The following is a 17,482-nucleotide window of genomic DNA, read 5'->3' as shown; positions in this document are numbered from 1 at the left end:
GGTCTGGAGGAAGCGTCGTCAGTCGTGAATCAATCGTTACCCGCGCTTGATCAATCGGGTGATCCTCGACGTGGCCGGCCTCAGCTCCTCCACCTTCAGGGCCATGAGCACGCCGAACGACACTCCGATGCCGACGATCCCCTGCAGGAAGAGCTTGATCCACGCCTGCAAAGTCGGCCCCAAAGAGGACGGCACGATCAGCCCGACGACGTACGCGGCGGCCACCCCGAGCACACACGCGACGACGGTGAACAGGATCACGCCGATGATCCGCTTGCTGCGCAGGTTGCCGAGCGTGACCCACAGCCAGACCTGGCCGAGCACCGCACCGACCACGTAGGTGAGCGCGTTGACCATCATCACGCCGAGCACCACGTTGTCGGCCGACAGGACCACCGGGCACAGGTACAGCAGCGGCACCTTGACCAGCGTCATCACGATCATGATCAACGTCGGCGTGCGCGCGTCCTTCATCGCGTAGAACACGCGCATCTGGAGCATCACCAGCGCGTACGGCAGCAGCGCGAACGACGAGACCGCCAGCGCTTCGCCGAGCCGCGTGGCTCCCTCGATCGAGCCCTTGCCGAAGGTGAACAGCGCGATGCCGATCGACGAGCCGACGATGGTCATCACCGCGGAGATCGGCAGCAGCGTGACGGTGGAGATGCGCGAGGCGTAGGACAGGTCGCCGATCAGCTTCTTGTTGTCGCCGTCGGCGGCCGCGCGGCTCATCCGCGGCATGATCGCGGTGAGCAGCGAGACGCCGATGACGCCGTAGGGCAGCTGGAACAGCAACCACGCGTTCGTGTAAGCCGTGACACCGCCGGGCGCGCCGTTGGTGAGCACGCGGGTGGTGATCGTGTAGCCGATCTGGCTCACGCCGACGTAGCCGACGACCCACAGCGCCAGGCCGCCGAACTCCTTCATCCGCTTGTCGATGCCCCAGCGCCACTTCGGTCGGAAACCCGAGCGCAGCAGCGGCGGGATGAGGATGATCGCCTGCGCGATGATGCCGCCGGTCACACCGAGGCCCAGGGTGAGCACCTTGGGGTCGGTGATCGACGGGTGGTCGGTGTCGATCGAGCCCGGCATCACCCACACGACCAGGATCGTGAAGATGACCACGAGGTTGTTGATCACCGGCGCCCACGCCGTGGGCGCGAAGATCTGCTTCGCGTTCAGCATCGCCGAGAGCAGCGCGAACACGCCGTAGAAGAAGATCTCGGGGAGCAGCAGGTAGGCGAACGCCGTGGTGAGACCGGCGCTGGCCTGGCCGGAGGAATCCACGTACAGCGAGGTGAAGGCCGGCGCCGCGATCACCGCGACGAGCGTGCCCACCAACAGCAGGGTGAGGCCCACGGTGAGCAGCCGCTGGGCGTAGGCCGCGCCGTGGTCGGGATCGTCTTGCGAGCGCACCAGCAGCGGCACCACGACACTCGTGAGCACACCGCCGATGAGCAGCTCGAAGATGATGTTCGGCATCGTATTGGCGACGTTGAACGAGTCGTTGGCGATGCCGGTGCCGATCGCCGCGGCCAGCAGCAGCTTCCACAGGAAGCCGGTGATGCGGGAGATCAGCGACGCGATCGCCATCCGGCCGCTGGCCTTCGCGATCGACGGCGCCTTCGCCGGCGTGGCCGGCTGCTCACCGGTGGAGCCCGGTTCGGTGGGCCGGACCAGTGGCGCGTCGCCGATCCGCGGCATGACCTGGGTGGCCAGCGCGTCGTACGGGCGCATCGAGTCGGGGTCGGCCACCGGCCAGCGCGAAGCGGCCATCGGGACGCCGGCGGTGCGCGGGATGAAGCGGGTGGCCTCGGGGTCGCGCAGCGCCTCTTCCTGCCACGGCCGGATCGGCGTGCCGGGACGCGGGCCGCGGCCGCGGTGCGGTGCGGGCGGCAGCGGCTGGGGTCCGGAGACGGGGGCGGAAACCTGCGGCGTCGGCGCCGACGGCGGGCCGACGGGCTGCGGCAGTGGTCCGGACGGCGGGCCTGAGGCGGGTGGTCCAGACGGCTGCGGCAGCGGCGGCCGGCCTTGCGGCGGCGGAGGCGGCAGAGGTTGCCGGCGGGTGGGCGGCGGTGGCGTTGCCTGAGCCCGCGTGGGTGGCGGCGGCGTCGCCTGGGCGCGCGAGGGCTGCCGTGGCTGGCCCTGTGGCGCGGGCGGCGGGACGCGACGCTGCGGACGCTCGGCCGGGCGCTCTTCGGCGGGCACCGGCAGGTGCCGCGTGCGGCCGTTGGCGGGCGGCGGTTGCTGGCGACGTTCGGGCGGGACCTGGCCCTGGGGCGGCGGCTGGCGCCGGCTCCCCCGGCGCGGCTGCTCGCCGCGGGGCGGCTTGTCACTGCGCACGGGAGGCGCGCCGTCGCGCCGAGGACGACTCGCACGCTCGGGTGGTAAGCCCGGCTCTCTGTCCAACGCGCGCCCAATCCTCGGTGCCAGAGTCCCTGCCATTGTGGCAGCGGTCGACCCAGGGTAATCGGGAACGGCCCCTCACACCCGGTCCCCCGAGGACTCAGCGCGATTCGGCCCGCGCGGCCCGGCCTTCCTTGACCCGCCGGTAGATCCGCCGCGAGGCCAGCAGGAGCAGCGCGCAACCAGCGACGACGGTGATGATGATCGTGATCGGGCCGTACTCAGTCGAGGTCAGCTCGAAGCGCGCCGTGGTGCCGAGCTGAGTGCCCGCGGGGGTGGTCAAGGACACATCGACGCTGAGCCGCCCGGCGCGCAGGGCCTCGATCTGCACCAGCTCGTTGGTGCCGCCCTTGGCCGGGAAGAACCAGTTCTGCACCTGCTCGGGGCGGATGCCGACCTCGTTCTTGAGCGCGATCTGCGCGGTGATGCCCACCGGCAGGCCGTTGCTCACGGCCACGGGCAGCGGCGACGAGCCGGACGCGAGCGCGATCGTCTGCCGCGGCTGCTCCACGGTCACCTGGTCGCGGATCGCGGCCAGCTCGGCGTCGGCGTTGGCACCCGCGGTGGCGCCAGAAGGCGCGCGGAACGCCGTGGACGCGCCGCGCACGAGGGCGTTGCGCACCGGGGCGACGACGGCGTCGGGCTGCACGCGGTGGATGGTGTCCACCCGCATGGCCGAGAGCAGGCCGGCGGCCTGGCCGTCGAGGTCCGACAGCGTGTCGGTGACGTCCGCGCCCGCCGAGATCGGCTGGTCGTGGGTGCCGGCGGCGAACGACGCCGTGCCCTGCGCGTCCTGCTCGAGCAGCTCGGACAGCGGCGCGCTCGTGGCGACCCCGCCGGGGCCGACGAGCTGGCCGAGGTGCTGGAGGAAGCCGGTGAGCTCGTTCACCGGCACGTCCCAGCGCCGCGGCGGCGCGACGAGCAGCTTCGCCGACGAGCCGGTGCTCGCGCGGCCGAGGCCGGCTTCGAACGCGATGGCGGCGAGCCCGTTCTGGCTCGCGATCGCGGGCTGCGTCGCGGCGCTCACGGTGGTCGGGTTCTGCGGGTTCGGCGCCGAACCGACCATGGCGCTCGCGATGACGCCGTCGATCGGCTGCGCGCGCAGGCCGCCGGGCAGCGACACGGCGCTGGTCACGGGCGAGTCGGCCTGCAGCTTCGAGCCATCGGTGAGCACGGTCTGCACGCCGGCCGCCGACATCGCGCTGAGCGCCTGGTCGTCGGGGGTGCCGTCGGGCCAGAGCACGCCCTGGCGCGGCTGCGTCTGCAGCACCTGGCTGATGGTCGCCTCGCCGCTGAGCGCCGTGGTCATCAGACCGGCGTCCGGGGTGCCGTTGGCGGAGCGGACCTTGCCGAGCGTGGTGAGGTCGGCGTCGGCGTAGGGCAGGGCGATCACGCAGTGGCCGTTCACGAGCGTGCGCAACGTCCGCAGCCAGTCGTCCGCGATCGGCCCGCCCTTGCCCGGGGCGCCGGCGACGACGTAGCCGTGGGTCATCGCGTCGACCGTGCGCAGCAGGTCGGGATCGATCGCGAAGCACAGGGAATTGCCGACGCTCGGGTCGCTCTGCTGCACCGCGCGGGCGGCGGCGACGAGCGAGTGCAGCCGGCCGTTGGGGCTCAGCTCGGCCGCGAGGCTGTCGTCGGTGAGCGTGAGCTGGCCGCCGTAGGGCGACGACAGCACGTGGGGCGCGCTGTCGGTGATGGGCCAGAGCACGCTCACGTCGGCGTGCTTGCCCGGCGGCGCGCTGTGGCCCGGCCCGGACAGCACCGGCATGAGCAGGCTCACGGCCGCGAGCCGCGCGGGCCCGCCGAACTCCGGCGTGCCGTTCACGTTGACCAGCATCGGGTACACCCCGGGCCGGCTGAGCTGCAGCGCGCTCTTGCCGTCGAGCGGCACGGTCACGTCGAGCTTGGCGGTCTGCCCCGGCTCCAGCGACTCGGTGAGCGTGGTGAAGTCGGTGAGCGGGCTGTCCTGGATCAGGTTGCCGGCCAGCACCCCCTTCAGCTCGCGGTCACCGGTCAGCCGGTCGCCGACCTGCAGCCGCACCTGCGGCTTGGTGATGCGGCGGTCGCCGATGTTGGTCACGGTGCCCGACACGGTGAGCGTGGTGCTGGCGGCGGTGATCACGCGCGGGTTGAGCTGGTTGAGGTCCAAGCGCAGCCGCGGCGGCTCGGGGCTGGCGGGTTCCTGGGCCTGCGCGGGCGCACCGATCAGGGCAGCCACTGCGAAGACCAGCAGGGACAGGAAGAAGGCGGCGGGCCGCTTCACTCTCAGGTGCTCCCTCTCAGGCGCGCTCGTCGTGCGCGAAAAGTTCTTTGGCCTTGCGGACCAGCTTGCGCTCGTCCGCGTACGCCAGCGTCGTCTCCAGCTCGGCCAGCGGCACCCACGCGACCTCGGTGACCTCGACGTCCTCGTCGGAGAGCTCGCCACCCGTCGACTCGAGCAGGAAGTGGTGCACGGTCTTGTGCACGCGGCGTCGTTCGGCCACGAACCAGTAGTCGATGGTGCCCAGCGGGCGCAGGACCTGCGCCGAGATGCCCGTCTCTTCCTTCACCTCGCGCACCGCCGTCTGCTCCACCGTCTCACCGTCCTCGATGTGGCCCTTCGGCAACGACCACAGCAGTCTGCCGTGCCGGTCGAGGCGGCCGATCAGCACCGCGTGTTCGCGCCCCGCGTCCACGACCAGTCCGCCGGCCGACGTCTCGTCGACCGTGGTCAGGCGCCTGCCCCGCTGCCGCCGGCGCCGGCGGCGCGGCTTCGGCGCTCCGGCGCGGCCGGCAGATCCAGGCATGCTGCGATGCTAGAGCAAACGGTTGCCCAGGTACGCTGGCTCTCCGTGTCCGTGTCCGACGGTGCCCGTAGTAATGGCACACCTCTCGTGGTGGGATCGAAGTGAACAACCTGGTCGCCCAGCAGAACGCGGTGACGGAACTGATGCGTGTCTCCCCTCTCGCCGACGAGCTGGCGGAGCGGTTCGCCCGAGCCGGCCACAGTCTTTACCTGGTGGGCGGCAGCGTCCGCGACGCGCTGCTCGGCAGGCTCTCGGCCGACCTCGACTTCACCACCGACGCGAGGCCGGACCGCGTGCTGCAGATCGTGAGCGACTGGGGCGACGCGGTGTGGGACGTCGGCATCGCGTTCGGCACGGTCGGGGTGACCAAGAAGGGCACCACGCTCGAGATCACCACGTTCCGCGCCGACAGCTACGACCGCGTCGGGCGCAACCCCGAGGTCACCTTCGGCGACACCATCGAGGGCGATCTGCTGCGGCGTGACTTCACGGTGAACGCGATGGCGATCGACCTGGTCTCCAAGACGTTCATCGACCCGCACGACGGCATGGACGCGTTGCGGCTGAAAGTGCTCGACACCCCGGCGACGCCGCAGGAGTCGTTCGCCGACGACCCGTTGCGCATGCTGCGCGCGGCCCGCTTCTCCGCGCAGCTCGGCTTCACCGCCGCGCCGCGCGTGGTCGAGGCGATGACGTCGATGGCCAGCGAGATCGAGCGGATCACGGCCGAGCGCGTGCAGGCGGAGCTGTCGAAGCTGATGCTGGCGCCCGACCCGCGCCCGGGCCTGGAGCTGCTCGTGGACACCGGCCTGGCCGACTACGTGATCCCGGAGCTGCCGGGCATGCGCCTGGCGATCGACGAGCACCACCAGCACAAGGACGTGTACCAGCACTCGCTCACCGTGCTGGCGCAGGCGATCGAGCTGGAGACCTCGCACGAGCCGGCGTCGGAGCCCGACCTGGTGCTGCGCCTGGCCGCGCTGCTGCACGACGTGGGCAAGCCGGAGACGCGCGAGTTCATCCCCGGCGGCGGCGTGAGCTTCCACCACCACGAGGTGGTGGGTGCGCGGATGGCCCGCAAGCGTTTGCGCGCGCTGAAGTTCTCCAAGGAGATCGTGGAGCAGGTCTCGCAGCTCGTGTTCCTGCACTTGCGGTTCCACGGCTACGCCAACGGCGAGTGGACGGATTCGGCCGTGCGCCGCTACGTCACCGACGCCGGCGACCTGCTGACCCGGCTGCACAAGCTCGTGCGCGCCGACTCGACCACGCGCAACCGCAAGAAGGCGGCGGCGCTGCAGGCGACGTACGACGATCTCGAGCTGCGCATCGCGGCGCTGAAGGAGCAGGAGGACCTCAACCGGGTCCGGCCCGACCTCGACGGCAACGAGATCATGCGGCTGCTCGGCCTCAAGCCCGGCCCGCAGGTGGGCAAGGCGTGGAAGTTCCTCAAGGAGCTGCGGCTCGACCGCGGTCCGCTGGACCACGACGAGGCCGTCGCCGAGCTGAGGAAATGGGCCGAGTCGGAGGGCATTCCGCCCGTCGAATGAGCCCGGCTCGGGGGCTCGGGCGGTCGTCCCGGGGGCTTTCGAGCAAACACGAGTCGAATTCGTGATCGCGAATCCACCAAGATCCCCCTTTGGCCTCTGGAACGCGGCCCGGGGAGCGGGAATACTCGCTGCCCCGGGCGCTGCCTGAGGGGGCGCGCCCCGAACCGGGGAGATCGATTGACGGCGCAGGCAACTGAGGATTCCGACGGCCGCGCGCCCCGCACCTCGAGCTTCCTCGTCACCCTGCTCAAGCGCGGCACCCCCGCGCTCGCGACGGCGACGACCGGGCTCACCGACGAGATCGCGGACCCGACACCGCTGCGGGCGTTCAAGCGGATCTCGCGCATGGCGGGTGCGGTCGACGCCAGGTACAACGACGGCCTGCTGCTGCGCGCGGCCCGGTACGTGGTGCTGGTGCCGCTGGCCTACCGGATCGTGGCGGTGCCGGGGGCGTTCGGCGCGTTCGTGTCGGCGCACGGGTCGACCGGCGTCGTGCCGGTGGCGCTGGTGGCGTTGTGCTCGATGGCGATGAGTGCGTTCGGCATCTTCTGGATGCTGCGCAAATCGCCGTTCCGGCCCGACCTAGCGGCGCGGCTGCTGGTGGTCGACCTGATCATCACGGTGGCGTTCCAGCTGGTCATCGGCCTGACCGAGCCGACTTCGGTGTTCCACGACGCGCTCGGTGTGGCGGACAAGCACCTGCTCGGTGACATCGCGCTGCTCACGCTGGCGATCGGCATCCCGTCCGGCCTGGCGCTGGCGGCCCTGAGCCTGCCCGCGCGGCTGCTGTCCGATTTTCTGAACAGCGGCTCGGCGAACTTCGCACAGGCGTGGTCGCTCTACCCGACGATGTTCGGCGTGCTGTTCACCGGCACCGGCGCGCTGATTCTGCTCGGTCTTGGCACGCGGCTCGCGCTGGCGTACGGCATCCGCAACGGCCGGCTGGCCGAGCGCGCGCAGCAGCACCGAATGCTGCACGACACCGTGCTGCAGACGCTGGAGGCCATCTCCCTCGGCGGCACCGGCGAATCGGCCGACCGGCTCGTGGAGGTGCAGCGGCTGGCCCGCGCGCAGGCGATGGAGCTGCGCCAGACCATCGAGACCGCGGCCGCGCAGCGCGACGAAGAGGCTTCGCGCCCACTCGGCGAGAAGCTCGCGGCGCTGGCCGCGGAAATGGCGCGCGACGGCCTTCGTGCACAGCTGGTGATCGCCGAGCTCGACGAGGACACGCTCACCGAAGTGCGGCAGATCGCGTTGCGCGACGCGGTGCGGGAGTCCTTGCGCAACACCATGAAGCACTCGGGCACCGACAAGGTCGTGGTGCGCGTGGAAGAACGCGACGGCGGCATCGCGGTGATCACGCGCGACCACGGGCAGGGCTTCAGCCCCGACTCGCGGCCGGCGGGCTTCGGCATCAGCCAGTCGATCAACGCGCGGCTCGGCGAGGTCGGCGGCACGGCGCTGGTGGAGTCGACGCCGGGCAGCGGCACGCGGGTGACGTTGTGGGTGCCGTTCTGATTTTTTGGTGCTTTCGGTGAGCGCGCGGACGCGCGGTGTGGCCGCGGGGTTGCGCCGCTGAGGGTGATCACACGTCGACGCATCGCGAAGGGGGTCGTGCGCATCTTTACCGGTGAAAGATCAAGTTGGTGGATTGATCACCGGATGTCCAAGGAGATGCCATGAAGACCACGCTCAAGACCCTCGCCTCGGTCGCCATCGCCGGCGGGCTCGCGGCCGGCGCTCTGCTGCTCACCGGTGGCGCGGCCAGCGCGAACCCCTCGGACACGCCCTGCACCGCGGGCGACGTCCGCGTCTCCGTCACCCCGGACCCCGAGGGCGCCGCGGGCCAGGAAGCCTTCGTGATCCACTACGTGGCCGCCAGCCCCACCACCAACTGCCGCCTCGAAGGCACGCCCACCGCGGTCACCTTCACGAAGGGCAACGGCCACAGCGAAAGCGACGGCAGCGGCACGGTCGTCACGCCGGACAGCACCCAGCCCGCCCCGCCGGTCAACCTGCAGCCCGGCCACCCGGCGGAATCCCGCATCCTGCAGGCCTCCGCAGCCCCGGCCACCTTCCAGCCGAACGTGGTGAACCTGAACCTGCCGTCCCGCCACGGCGACTCGGTGACCGTCGGCTGGCCGACCGGCTACCCGCTGAAGGGCACGACGGCGGAGGTCACCGCGGTTTCCGCGAGCTGACGGGCAAACGCTGCCAACGGTGCGAGGTTCCACGTGGAACCTCGCACCGTTTTGTCTCTCAAACCCGAGACAACGCCCCAGCCTCCACATGCTGAGCAATCGGCCTCGGCAACAGGTACGCCGCGGCCCCACCCGGCTGCGGACCCCACGGCGCCATCACCCCGGTCAGCACCCGCAACGTCCGCTGCACCCGGTACTCGTGCCGATCCCGTTCCCGCTCGGCCGGCAGCGACGTCTCCACGAACCGCGTCCCCGCCGGGTGCACGAGGTTTCCGGCGTCCGGCCCGTAGCGCACCACCGTGGTCCCCGCCGGAAGCACGACCATTCGCTTGCCCCGGTAGAAGTTCAGTGGCGGCTCGCCGCGCAGCGGGAGGATCGGCCAATCCGCCGGCTGGTCCGACTCGTCGGCCGCGCGCGGCGGCACCATGAGCAAGGTGCCGAGCAGGAACCGGGCCGCGTCGGCCAGTCGCGGAAAGGCCACCGGCGCGACGGCCGGCGGGCGCGAGACCTCCCAGCCGTTCTCGGCGCGACGCAGGGTCCACACATCAGCGACCGGCACTTCGCGAGCGCCGATGCGATAAGCGCTCGCCGGCACGCCGTGTTCCACCAGGCGCTGCTGCAGCAACGTCAGAGTCTCGGCGGCGTGCAGGTCGAGGCCGGTCGAGTCGCCGCGCAGCGCGCCGGCGAGGCTGCTGTCGTCGGGGAGTTCGGTTTCCGAGCGGGTGGGGCGGGGGGTGCCGAGGAGTTCGGCTTCGGCGCAGGCGCGTACGAGTTCGCGCACGAGTGGCGGTCGGAAGCCGGCGGTGCGGATGTGGTCCACCAGCTCGGGTTCCGGCGGCACGCCGTACTTGCGCAGGTAGTGCGGCACGGCCGCGGGCCACACCCAGGTGCCGTCGGTGTGGAAGGCCTGCGGGACGTCGGGCGGGGCGCCGGGCGCGAAGATGTCGTGCTGCGGCTGCGGGCGGTGGAACACCAGCGGCGCGCGGAACAGGTAATCCAGCACGCCGCGCAGCTGGTCCGGCGGCACCGGCGGCCGGTTGACCACGGGGCGCTCGTTCTCGTTGTGGGCGTCGACCACTCGGGCGTGGCGGAAGCCGGCGTCGAGGGGCTGGTGGGCCTTCGCGGCGAGCCAGGCGGGAAGTTCCTTCGGCGGCCGCGGGTACAGCGCTAGCTCCACGGCGTAGGACTCGGGCGCGGGCCGGCCGCCGTCGTTCGGGGGCACGCGCCAGGCGGGCTCGTGGTCGGAGTCGAAGTCGAAGTCGAACTGGGCTTCGGTGTCGAGGGTGAACGTGCCCTGGAACCAGGTGCCGGCGTCGGGTGCGTACATCGCCGCGCGCAGCTGGGCGAACAGGGCGCTCAGCTTCGGCGGCGCCGACAGTGACACGGACACCGGCCCGTTTTCATCGCCGACCGCCCGCACCTCGAGCTCCGCGTAGTCGCCGACCTGGCGGAACTGCGCGGCCACGCGCGTCCAGCCGCCGGGCACGGCGCGCAGCGTGCGGCCGATCGCGCGCAGCAGGGCGCCGTGGTCGCCGTCGAAGTCGGGGCGGGTTTCGCCCTGGTCGCGGCGCAGCTGCCACAGGCCCGTGACGCGTTTGGCCTCGGCCGTGGTGGAGAAATCGGTGAGGCCGAGCTGCGCGGCGCGCACCGGGTCGTGCTGCGTCCAGCGCAGCGTGAGCTCCTTGCCCTCGCCGGGCGCGACCTCGAAGAGCTCGTCCTCGTATTCGCAGTAGGTGCGCAGCGTGAACGTCGCGGGCACCTCGTTGGCGAGCACGATGCGAGCCGGCCGGCCCTCGTGCTCGCGGTCGAAGCCGTCGGGCGCTTCCTCGTCCGGAGCGACGGACAGCAGCAGCGTGCCGTCGGTGGTCGAGCGCTCGGCCGCGAACGTGCGGTCCTCCAGCGTCGCGTACAAGCCGTCCGGGCGGTCTCCCGCCTCTACCCGGTAGCGCACGTCAGGTTCCTCCCCAATTCCCCCGGTGACCGGGAAAGAACTTAGTCGACCGGGTAACGCGTGAACCAACCCTCGTCACTCGGTGAGTCGGGGCCGAACTCGGCGAGCGCGTCGTCGGCGAGGCCGGTGATCACCTCACGCAGTTCGAGCCGGTCGAGCCAGCTGCCGCGCAGCGCCGCTTCGCCGTACATCGCGCCGACGAGGTTGCCGCACACCGAGCCGGTGGAATCGCTGTCACCGCTGTGGTTCACGGCCGCGAGCAGCGCCGTGTCCGGATCTTCGGTGGTCAGGGCGACATAAACCGACATCGACAGCGCCGTCTCGCCGACGTTGCCCGCGCCCAGCTCGGCCAGCCGCTCCGGCGTCGGCGGGCCGGTCATCGCGAGGGCCTGCGCCAACGCGGCCTCCTGCTCTTCGTGTCCGGGGTGCTGAACGAGCAGCCCGCGAGCCACGGCGACGGCGTCGAGCAGCGGTTCCCCGGCCAGCAGCCGCTGCACGATCACGGCGAAGGCGCCCGCCGACAAATACCCGCTCGGGTGACCGTGGGTCAGGGCCGCGGACTCGGCTGCGAGCCGGAACACCTCGGCCGGATCGTCGGACCACAGCGCGACCGGCGCCACGCGCATCACGCCGCCGCAGCCCTTCGAGTTGTTCACCTGCCGCGAGACGCTGCCGCGCACGCCCGAGCGGCCGTACTCCTCCAGCTCGCCGAAACACGTGAGCCCGGGCGCGCGGCGGCTGAACAGCTCGTGGTGCGTCACCAGTTCGCCGTCCGGCGCCGCGAGAGCGGAATGCGGTCCGCGCGCCTGCGGCCACGGCACGCCCTGCGTGTGCAGCCACCGCTGGTAGGCCAGCTGCACGGACTGCACCACGTCGGCGCTGCCGGTCCGCCGCTGCTGCGCGTGGGCGCGGATCAGTGCTTCGAGCGTGAAGAGCGTCATCTGCGTGTCGTCGGTGAAGCGCCCTTCGCCGCCGTACGCAGGGATGTAGTCGGTGATACCCGCCGGTCCGGTGAGCGACCGGATGCGCTCGATCGAATCGAACTCCGTCTTCGCGCCGAGCGCGTCGCCGATGGCGCCCGCGAGCAGGCAACCCCTCAGCCGCTGTGCCTCCATGGCCCCATCTTTTCGAACCCGCAGCCGATCAGTGCCGCGGGTAGCGCTGCACCCATTCCTCGCCGAGGAAGCTCAGCGCCGAGCGGCGATCGAAGTGCCACAGCGCGTCCGTCACGACCTGTTCGACGAGGTGGCGCAGCTCCAGCTGCTCGATCCACTTCTGCGGCAGCCCGGGCACGCCCACGCGCGCGCCGAGCAGAGCGCCGGTGATCGCCCCGGTCAGCGCACTGCGACCGGAGTGGTTCACGGCGCGCAGCAGCGCCTGCTCGGGATAGTTCTCGAAGCCCGACAGCGCGGCGAAAGCGCGGCCCAGCACCGAAAGCGTGCCCTGGCCGTCGCCGATCAGCTCGGGCATGCGCAGGTCGGGCAGGCCGTGCTCGCCGAAGAACGGCACCGACTCGGCCACCACGGCCTTCACCGGCGCCCACTCGGGACCGCTCACGAACGTGGTGTTGTGGTCGGTCAGGATCTCGCGCGACAGGTTCCACACGGGGTAGCTGAAGGCGTCCTTCGTGAGCACCGGCTCGAACAGCCAGGCCAGGTACGTCGCCGCGGCCAGGTCGTCGTCGAGCGGATGCGTCACGCCCACGAGGTCCCGCACGGCCTGGCGCACCCCGCCGCTGAACCCCGTGCCGGGGCCGGAGGCGATGAGCGTGGCGGGCAGCGCGGCGATCAGCGAAGTCGGGCCAGACAGCGGCTGCGCCTGCGGCGATCCGGTGACCAGCGCGTGGTAGGCGTTGAGCTCGGCGTCGTCGGCCGTGCGGCGCACGTGCAGCTCGGGCACCTTCACGAGCCAGCCGTCGGCGTCGTCGTACGGCGCGCCCTGCGTGTGCAGCCAGCGCATCAGCGCGCCGCGCACCACCGAGGGGAACTGCTGCTCGACGTCCCGCGATTCCGGCTGCTCGCGGTGCGGGCTGCGGATCACGGCCTCGGTGTAGAACAGCAGCCGCTGCGTCAGCGAGCCGATGCGGCCGGGCTGGTCGAACGCGACCGGCAGGTCGGCCACGCCCTCCGGCCCGAACTGCGTCACGATCTCGTCGAGCCGCATCCGGTCCACGGCCATGCCGAGCGCCTCGCCGAGCGCGAAGCCCACGTACGCACCGGCGACGCGCTGCCAGCCGTAGCGGAAGTTCTCGAGGTCGCGGTCGGGGTACTTGCCGAAGGTGTCCAGCCGCGGGATCACGCGGCCGAGGTTGTCCCAGCCCGGCACGAGACCGTTGGCGCGCCAGTCGTTCGGCTTGCTGCGCGGCGGCTCGTCCATCGCGAGCCGAGCCAGCCACGACTCGCCCAGCACCGTGCGCTGGCACTCCTCGGCGGTGAGCTCGAAGCCGTGGCGCCGCGCGTTTTCGGCGGCCACCAGAGGCGGGGCGACTGGCTCGGGCAGGCCCATGCGCGTGGCGGTGTCGCGGGTGAGCCGTTCGAGGTCTTCCTCGGCTTCGGGGCCGCGGCCGTGCCGGTCGATGCGGGGCTCGTGGCGCGGGAAGCGCTTGGCGATGGCGGTGAGGTCCTCGCCGGCGACGTCCTCGAACGTCGCCGGGCCGCCGTTGATCACGAGGTTCGGCGGGTGCTCGAACTCGGCCAGCGTGGCGAGGTCCACGCGCCACCAGCAGTGCTCGCGCGGCGGGAAGTGGCGCGTCGCGCTGAACACGCGCAGCTCGTTGCGTTCTTCGGAGAAGTAGAAGCGGTCCGTGGCGCCGGTCTTGGGGTCGAGCGGCACGTACACGTCGCAGCGCAGCAGGCCGATCAGCAGCTGCTCGCGGGTGAGCCAGCCGACGCTGGCGAACGCGAGCAGCGTCTCCAGCGTGTTCTCCGGCTTCGGGTACCCGCGGCGGATCGGGCCGGCCTTGTACTCGGGGTTCTCGCGCTCGTCGCCGGTCTGGCGGCCCTCGTTGTCCACCTTCACCCAGCCGGCCACGGCCTGCAGCGGCACCCCCAGCTCGCCGAATCCGGCCTTCACGTACTCCGGGTCCACGACTTCGCGCCAGCTCTCCTGGCCGGGGAACGCCACGGGGATGCTCAGCCCTCCTGGGTTCGGCGGCGCCTGGCGCAGCTCACCGTCCGGCTCGCGCACGACGACCGACGGCGGCGGGAAGAGCTCCTTGTCCGGCCGGCCGTCGTCGAGGTACGCGGTGGTGTTGTACGGAATCGACCAGCCTTCGGGGATGCGCAGCACGCGGTCGGTGTCGACCCGCAGCCCGCCAGGACCCGCGATCTGGGGGCCGTGCACCGCGCGTAGCCAGTTCACGACCTTCTCCATCGCTTCCGCCGCTTCCACCTACTCGATCCTCTCCAGGCTTCCGTCGGACTCGTGCTCCGCGATCGGCTTGGGCATCACGTACGCGACCGCACCGCCCGGCAGGTTCGCCCAGGGCACCGTGACTCCGGTGACCACGTAGAGTGACCGTCGCAGGCGGTAAGTGTGCGCCACCCGTTCCCGTTCGAGTGGTAGTGACGTCGTGGCGAACCGTACCTCGCCGTGGTGAACGAGGTTGCCCGGTTCCTCCCCGAAGCGCAGGACGACCGTACCTTCGGGCAAGCGGGTCAGTCTCTTGTTGCGGAGCAGGGTGAGCGGTGGATCACCCGCGGCGGGCTGGATGGGCCAGTCGTCCACCTCTTTCGCCGTCTCGAGCGGAGTCTCGCGCCCGCCGGTGAGCCGCGCCGGGTGCAGCAGCAGCGCGCCGAGCAGCTGCTGGGCCGCGTCGGCGAGGTGCTCGAACACCTGGCCGGCGCCGGACGCCGAGGTGACCGTCCAGCCGTCGTCGCCCCTGGTCAGGCACCACTTCCCGGCCTCGACGGCGCCGATGCGATAGGCCTGCGGCCACACGCCGAACGACCCGAGCCGCTGCACGAGCACCACCAGCAGCTGCTCGTCGGCCAGGTCCGGGTCGGGGTCGGTCTCCAGGTCGGCGGCGACGTCGCCATCGGTGCGTTGCCCGTCTTCCGCACTGGGCCGGGGACGCGGCCGGCCGAGCAGGTCGGCCGCGGCCGTGCGGCGCACGAGGTGCTCCACGTACGGCGGCTGGAACCCCAGCTCACGGATGTGCGCGACCAGCTCCGGCTCGGGCGCGATGCCGTGGCGGCGCAGCTGGTGCGGCACGGTCTCGGGCCACAGCCACGTGCCGTCGGTGCGGTGCGTTTCGCCGACCAGCGGTTCCCGTTCGAGGTACTGCAGCACGAGCGGCAGCTCCTCGTCGGGCAGCGGCTCGCGCTCCTCCCCCACGTCGGCGGGGCGGGCGCGGCGGAACACCACGCCGAGCGCCAGACCGGTGCGCAGCCGCCACCAGTCGGGGATGTGCTCGTCCTCGCGCGGGAACGTCTCGAGCTCGTCGCGGTAGGCGCTCGGGTCGGGCAGGGTCGTCCACTGGGGTTCGCCGTCGACGAAGAAGTCGAAGTCGAACTCACCGTCGGGCGCCAGCACGAACCGCGCCTGCAGCCAGGTGCCGCGGCCCTGGCGGTACATGCCCGAGCGCAACGCGTGGAACATGCCGACCAGCTCGGGGCCGGCTTCGGTGTTGCGCGGCTGGACCTCGGTGTGGTCGCCGACCTGGGCGAAGCCGATGCCGGCCGGGGCGCCTTCGTCGGGCTGGTGGGCGCGGATCAGCCGGCCGATCTCGACGAGCAGTCCGTGTTGGTCGGACTCGGAAAGTGGTGGTTCCACGGGTTTCAGCACATCCAGGTGCGCGGCGCTAGTAGCCGCGGCGACGGTGCTGCGGCGTGGCGCTGCGCGGGGGCACGGTCCCCTGCGGCTTGGCCGGGCTCGCCGTGCGGGGGCGCACGCGTCGCGGGGTCGGCCGAGGGGCCGGCATCTGCTGCGGCGCGCCGTCGGTGAGCGGGGCCTCGGCGAGCTGCTGCACCAAGGCCTGGACGGTGAACGCGAGCTGCGCCGGCGTGGTGCGGGCGAAGGTGTCCGGGGCGAACTCGAGCCGGCCGAGCGTGCCACCGGGGCCGACCGTGGCCCGGACGAGCCCGTCGGGCGACGTCAGCACGGCAGGAGCGGCTTCCAGGGCGCGATCGTCCCCTGCGGTACTCACGGTGGCCCCCCGTGTTGGTTGCACTCGCCGGGGTTCACCCGGCTGGGTCACGCGTCACTCTAATGCCAATGCGACGATCACTGACCCCGTTCGGCCCAACGGTTTGCGGCAGCGAATCAGTTCGGCCGATCCGGCACCGCGCGGCGGCGGGCGACGAGGTAGCCGGCGCCGCCGAGGAAGTAGCAGACGGTGGCGGCGATCATCAGCCCCGGCGAGTAGCCGTTGTCCGGGATGAACACCGCGCCGATGGCCACGGCGGCCACCTGCGTGATGTTGAACAGCGTGTCGTACAGGGCGAACACGCGGCCGCGCGCTTCGTCGGCCACGTCGAGCTGGATCGACGAATCGACGCACAGCTTGAGCACCTGGCCCGCGCCCGTGATGAGGAACGACGCCAGCAACGCCAGCGGCAGCACGATCGGCAACCCGAGCGCCGACTGCGCGACCGCGGCCACCAGCAGCGCGCCCAGGATCGCGCGCAGCCGGCCGAAGCCGCGGATCAGCCGGGCAGTGAGCAGGCCGGCCACGAGGATGCCGGCGCCGGCGAGCGCGGCCATCTGCCCGAGCCCGGGCAGGCCGGCGCGGAAGACGCCGTCGTCGGTGAAGTAGTTGCGCATCAGCAGCACGGTGACCAGCAGCGAGATGCCGTAGGCCGCGCGGTGGGCGAAGAGCGCGATGAACCCGGCGGTGACGCTCGGCGCGCGCCAGGCGTGGCGGGCGCCGTCGGCGAGACCGTGGGCCACGGCGACGAACGGGTTCTGCGGCTCGTCGACGACCGTCGGCCCGAGCACCCCGCGCGTGAACCGCCGGGCGATCAGCGCCGAGACCAGTGCACCCAGGGCGGCGAACGCCGTGGTCTCGGCCGAGCCGAGGTTGTCCGCGCCGAAGACCGCGCGCAGCAGGATCGCGCACCCGCCGCCGACCACGGCCAGCGCCGAACCGAGCGTGGTCGCGAAGGCGTTGGCGGACACGACACTCGGCGCCGGCACCACGTGGGGCAGCGAAGCCGACAACCCCGAGCCGATGAAGCGCGACAGCCCTTCGGCCAGCAGCGCGAGGGAGAACAGCCCGGGTCCGCCGAGGCCCGTGGCCACGGCGGCGGCCGACGCGAGGATGGCGAACACCCGCAGCAAGTTCGCGAACACGAGCACGCGGCGGCGGTCCCACCGGTCGAGCAGCGCGCCCGCGAACGGACCCACCACCGAATACGGCAGCAGCAGCACCGCGAAGCCCTCGGCGATCGCCAGCGGATCGGCGGCGCGTTCGGGGTTGAACAGCACGGCGCCCGCGAGGCCCGCCCGGTACACGCCGTCGCCCCACTGCGCGGCGAACCGGGTGTAGAGCAGCCTGCGGAACTCGCGATCCCGGACCAGGAGCTTCGGTCCGATCCGCTCCGTCGTCGCGCTGATCGTCACGGGGCCAGCGTAGCCACGGGTCGAAGG

At 71.9% G+C, this 17,482-nt stretch carries 12 protein-coding genes; 3 read left to right on the top strand and 9 right to left on the bottom strand.

The annotated features are described in order from the left end of the window. Positions 1-36: 36 nt before the first annotated feature. The 3 genes from murJ to VSH64_RS36805 all read right to left on the bottom strand — a co-directional run bounded on the left by murJ (position 37) and on the right by VSH64_RS36805 (position 5,195). The gene (gene murJ, locus VSH64_RS36815; protein WP_456062110.1) at positions 37-1,851 is read right to left on the bottom strand and encodes a murein biosynthesis integral membrane protein MurJ; all 1,815 of its coding nucleotides are present in this window, start codon (positions 1,849-1,851) and stop codon (positions 37-39) included. Positions 1,852-2,506: 655 nt separating this feature from the next. Then, entirely contained in the window at positions 2,507-4,672 is a 2,166-nt protein-coding gene (locus tag VSH64_RS36810) for a DUF6049 family protein (RefSeq protein ID WP_326567358.1), read from the bottom strand. A gap of 16 nt (positions 4,673-4,688) precedes the next feature. After that, entirely contained in the window at positions 4,689-5,195 is a 507-nt protein-coding gene (locus VSH64_RS36805; protein WP_285971360.1) for an NUDIX hydrolase, read from the bottom strand. A 101-nt stretch (positions 5,196-5,296) separates the two neighbouring features. Here VSH64_RS36805 and VSH64_RS36800 point away from each other — a divergent pair, with 101 nt between their 5' ends. From VSH64_RS36800 to VSH64_RS36790, 3 genes are all read left to right on the top strand, one after another. Next, on the top strand, positions 5,297-6,742 hold the full coding sequence (locus VSH64_RS36800; RefSeq protein ID WP_326567357.1) for a CCA tRNA nucleotidyltransferase: 1,446 nt from the start codon (positions 5,297-5,299) through the stop codon (positions 6,740-6,742). Between the two features lie 177 nt (positions 6,743-6,919). After that, positions 6,920-8,260 carry a sensor histidine kinase gene (locus tag VSH64_RS36795; protein ID WP_326567356.1) on the top strand — a complete coding sequence of 447 codons (1,341 nt, stop codon included), beginning with the start codon at positions 6,920-6,922 and terminating at the stop codon, positions 8,258-8,260. A 161-nt stretch (positions 8,261-8,421) separates the two neighbouring features. Next, positions 8,422-8,943: a DUF4232 domain-containing protein gene (locus VSH64_RS36790; protein WP_326567355.1), complete on the top strand. Its 522-nt coding sequence runs from the start codon at positions 8,422-8,424 to the stop codon at positions 8,941-8,943. 58 nt (positions 8,944-9,001) lie between these two features. On the opposite strand, the gene VSH64_RS36785 is transcribed toward VSH64_RS36790, so the two are convergent. From VSH64_RS36785 to VSH64_RS36760, 6 genes are all read right to left on the bottom strand, one after another. Further along, positions 9,002-10,894 (bottom strand): TNT domain-containing protein, encoded by a 1,893-nt coding sequence (locus tag VSH64_RS36785; RefSeq protein ID WP_326567354.1) that lies wholly within the window; start codon positions 10,892-10,894, stop codon positions 9,002-9,004. A gap of 41 nt (positions 10,895-10,935) precedes the next feature. After that, positions 10,936-12,009, bottom strand: a complete 1,074-nt coding sequence (locus tag VSH64_RS36780; protein WP_326567353.1) for an ADP-ribosylglycohydrolase family protein — start codon at positions 12,007-12,009, stop codon at positions 10,936-10,938. Between the two features lie 28 nt (positions 12,010-12,037). Further along, a complete protein-coding gene (locus VSH64_RS36775; RefSeq protein ID WP_326567352.1) occupies positions 12,038-14,284 on the bottom strand; it encodes an ADP-ribosylglycohydrolase family protein in 2,247 nt (748 codons plus the stop codon). Further along, positions 14,285-15,667 (bottom strand): TNT domain-containing protein, encoded by a 1,383-nt coding sequence (locus tag VSH64_RS36770; protein ID WP_326567351.1) that lies wholly within the window; start codon positions 15,665-15,667, stop codon positions 14,285-14,287. Between the two features lie 28 nt (positions 15,668-15,695). Then, positions 15,696-16,040 carry a hypothetical protein gene (locus VSH64_RS36765; protein WP_326567350.1) on the bottom strand — a complete coding sequence of 115 codons (345 nt, stop codon included), beginning with the start codon at positions 16,038-16,040 and terminating at the stop codon, positions 15,696-15,698. A gap of 116 nt (positions 16,041-16,156) precedes the next feature. Further along, positions 16,157-17,455 carry an MFS transporter gene (locus VSH64_RS36760; RefSeq protein ID WP_326567349.1) on the bottom strand — a complete coding sequence of 433 codons (1,299 nt, stop codon included), beginning with the start codon at positions 17,453-17,455 and terminating at the stop codon, positions 16,157-16,159. Between the last annotated feature and the right edge of the window lie 27 nt (positions 17,456-17,482).

Origin of the sequence: Amycolatopsis rhabdoformis (assembly GCF_035918295.1) — a bacterium.
GTDB classification, from domain to species: domain Bacteria; phylum Actinomycetota; class Actinomycetes; order Mycobacteriales; family Pseudonocardiaceae; genus Amycolatopsis; species Amycolatopsis rhabdoformis.
This window is presented reverse-complemented; position numbering and strand designations above follow the sequence as displayed.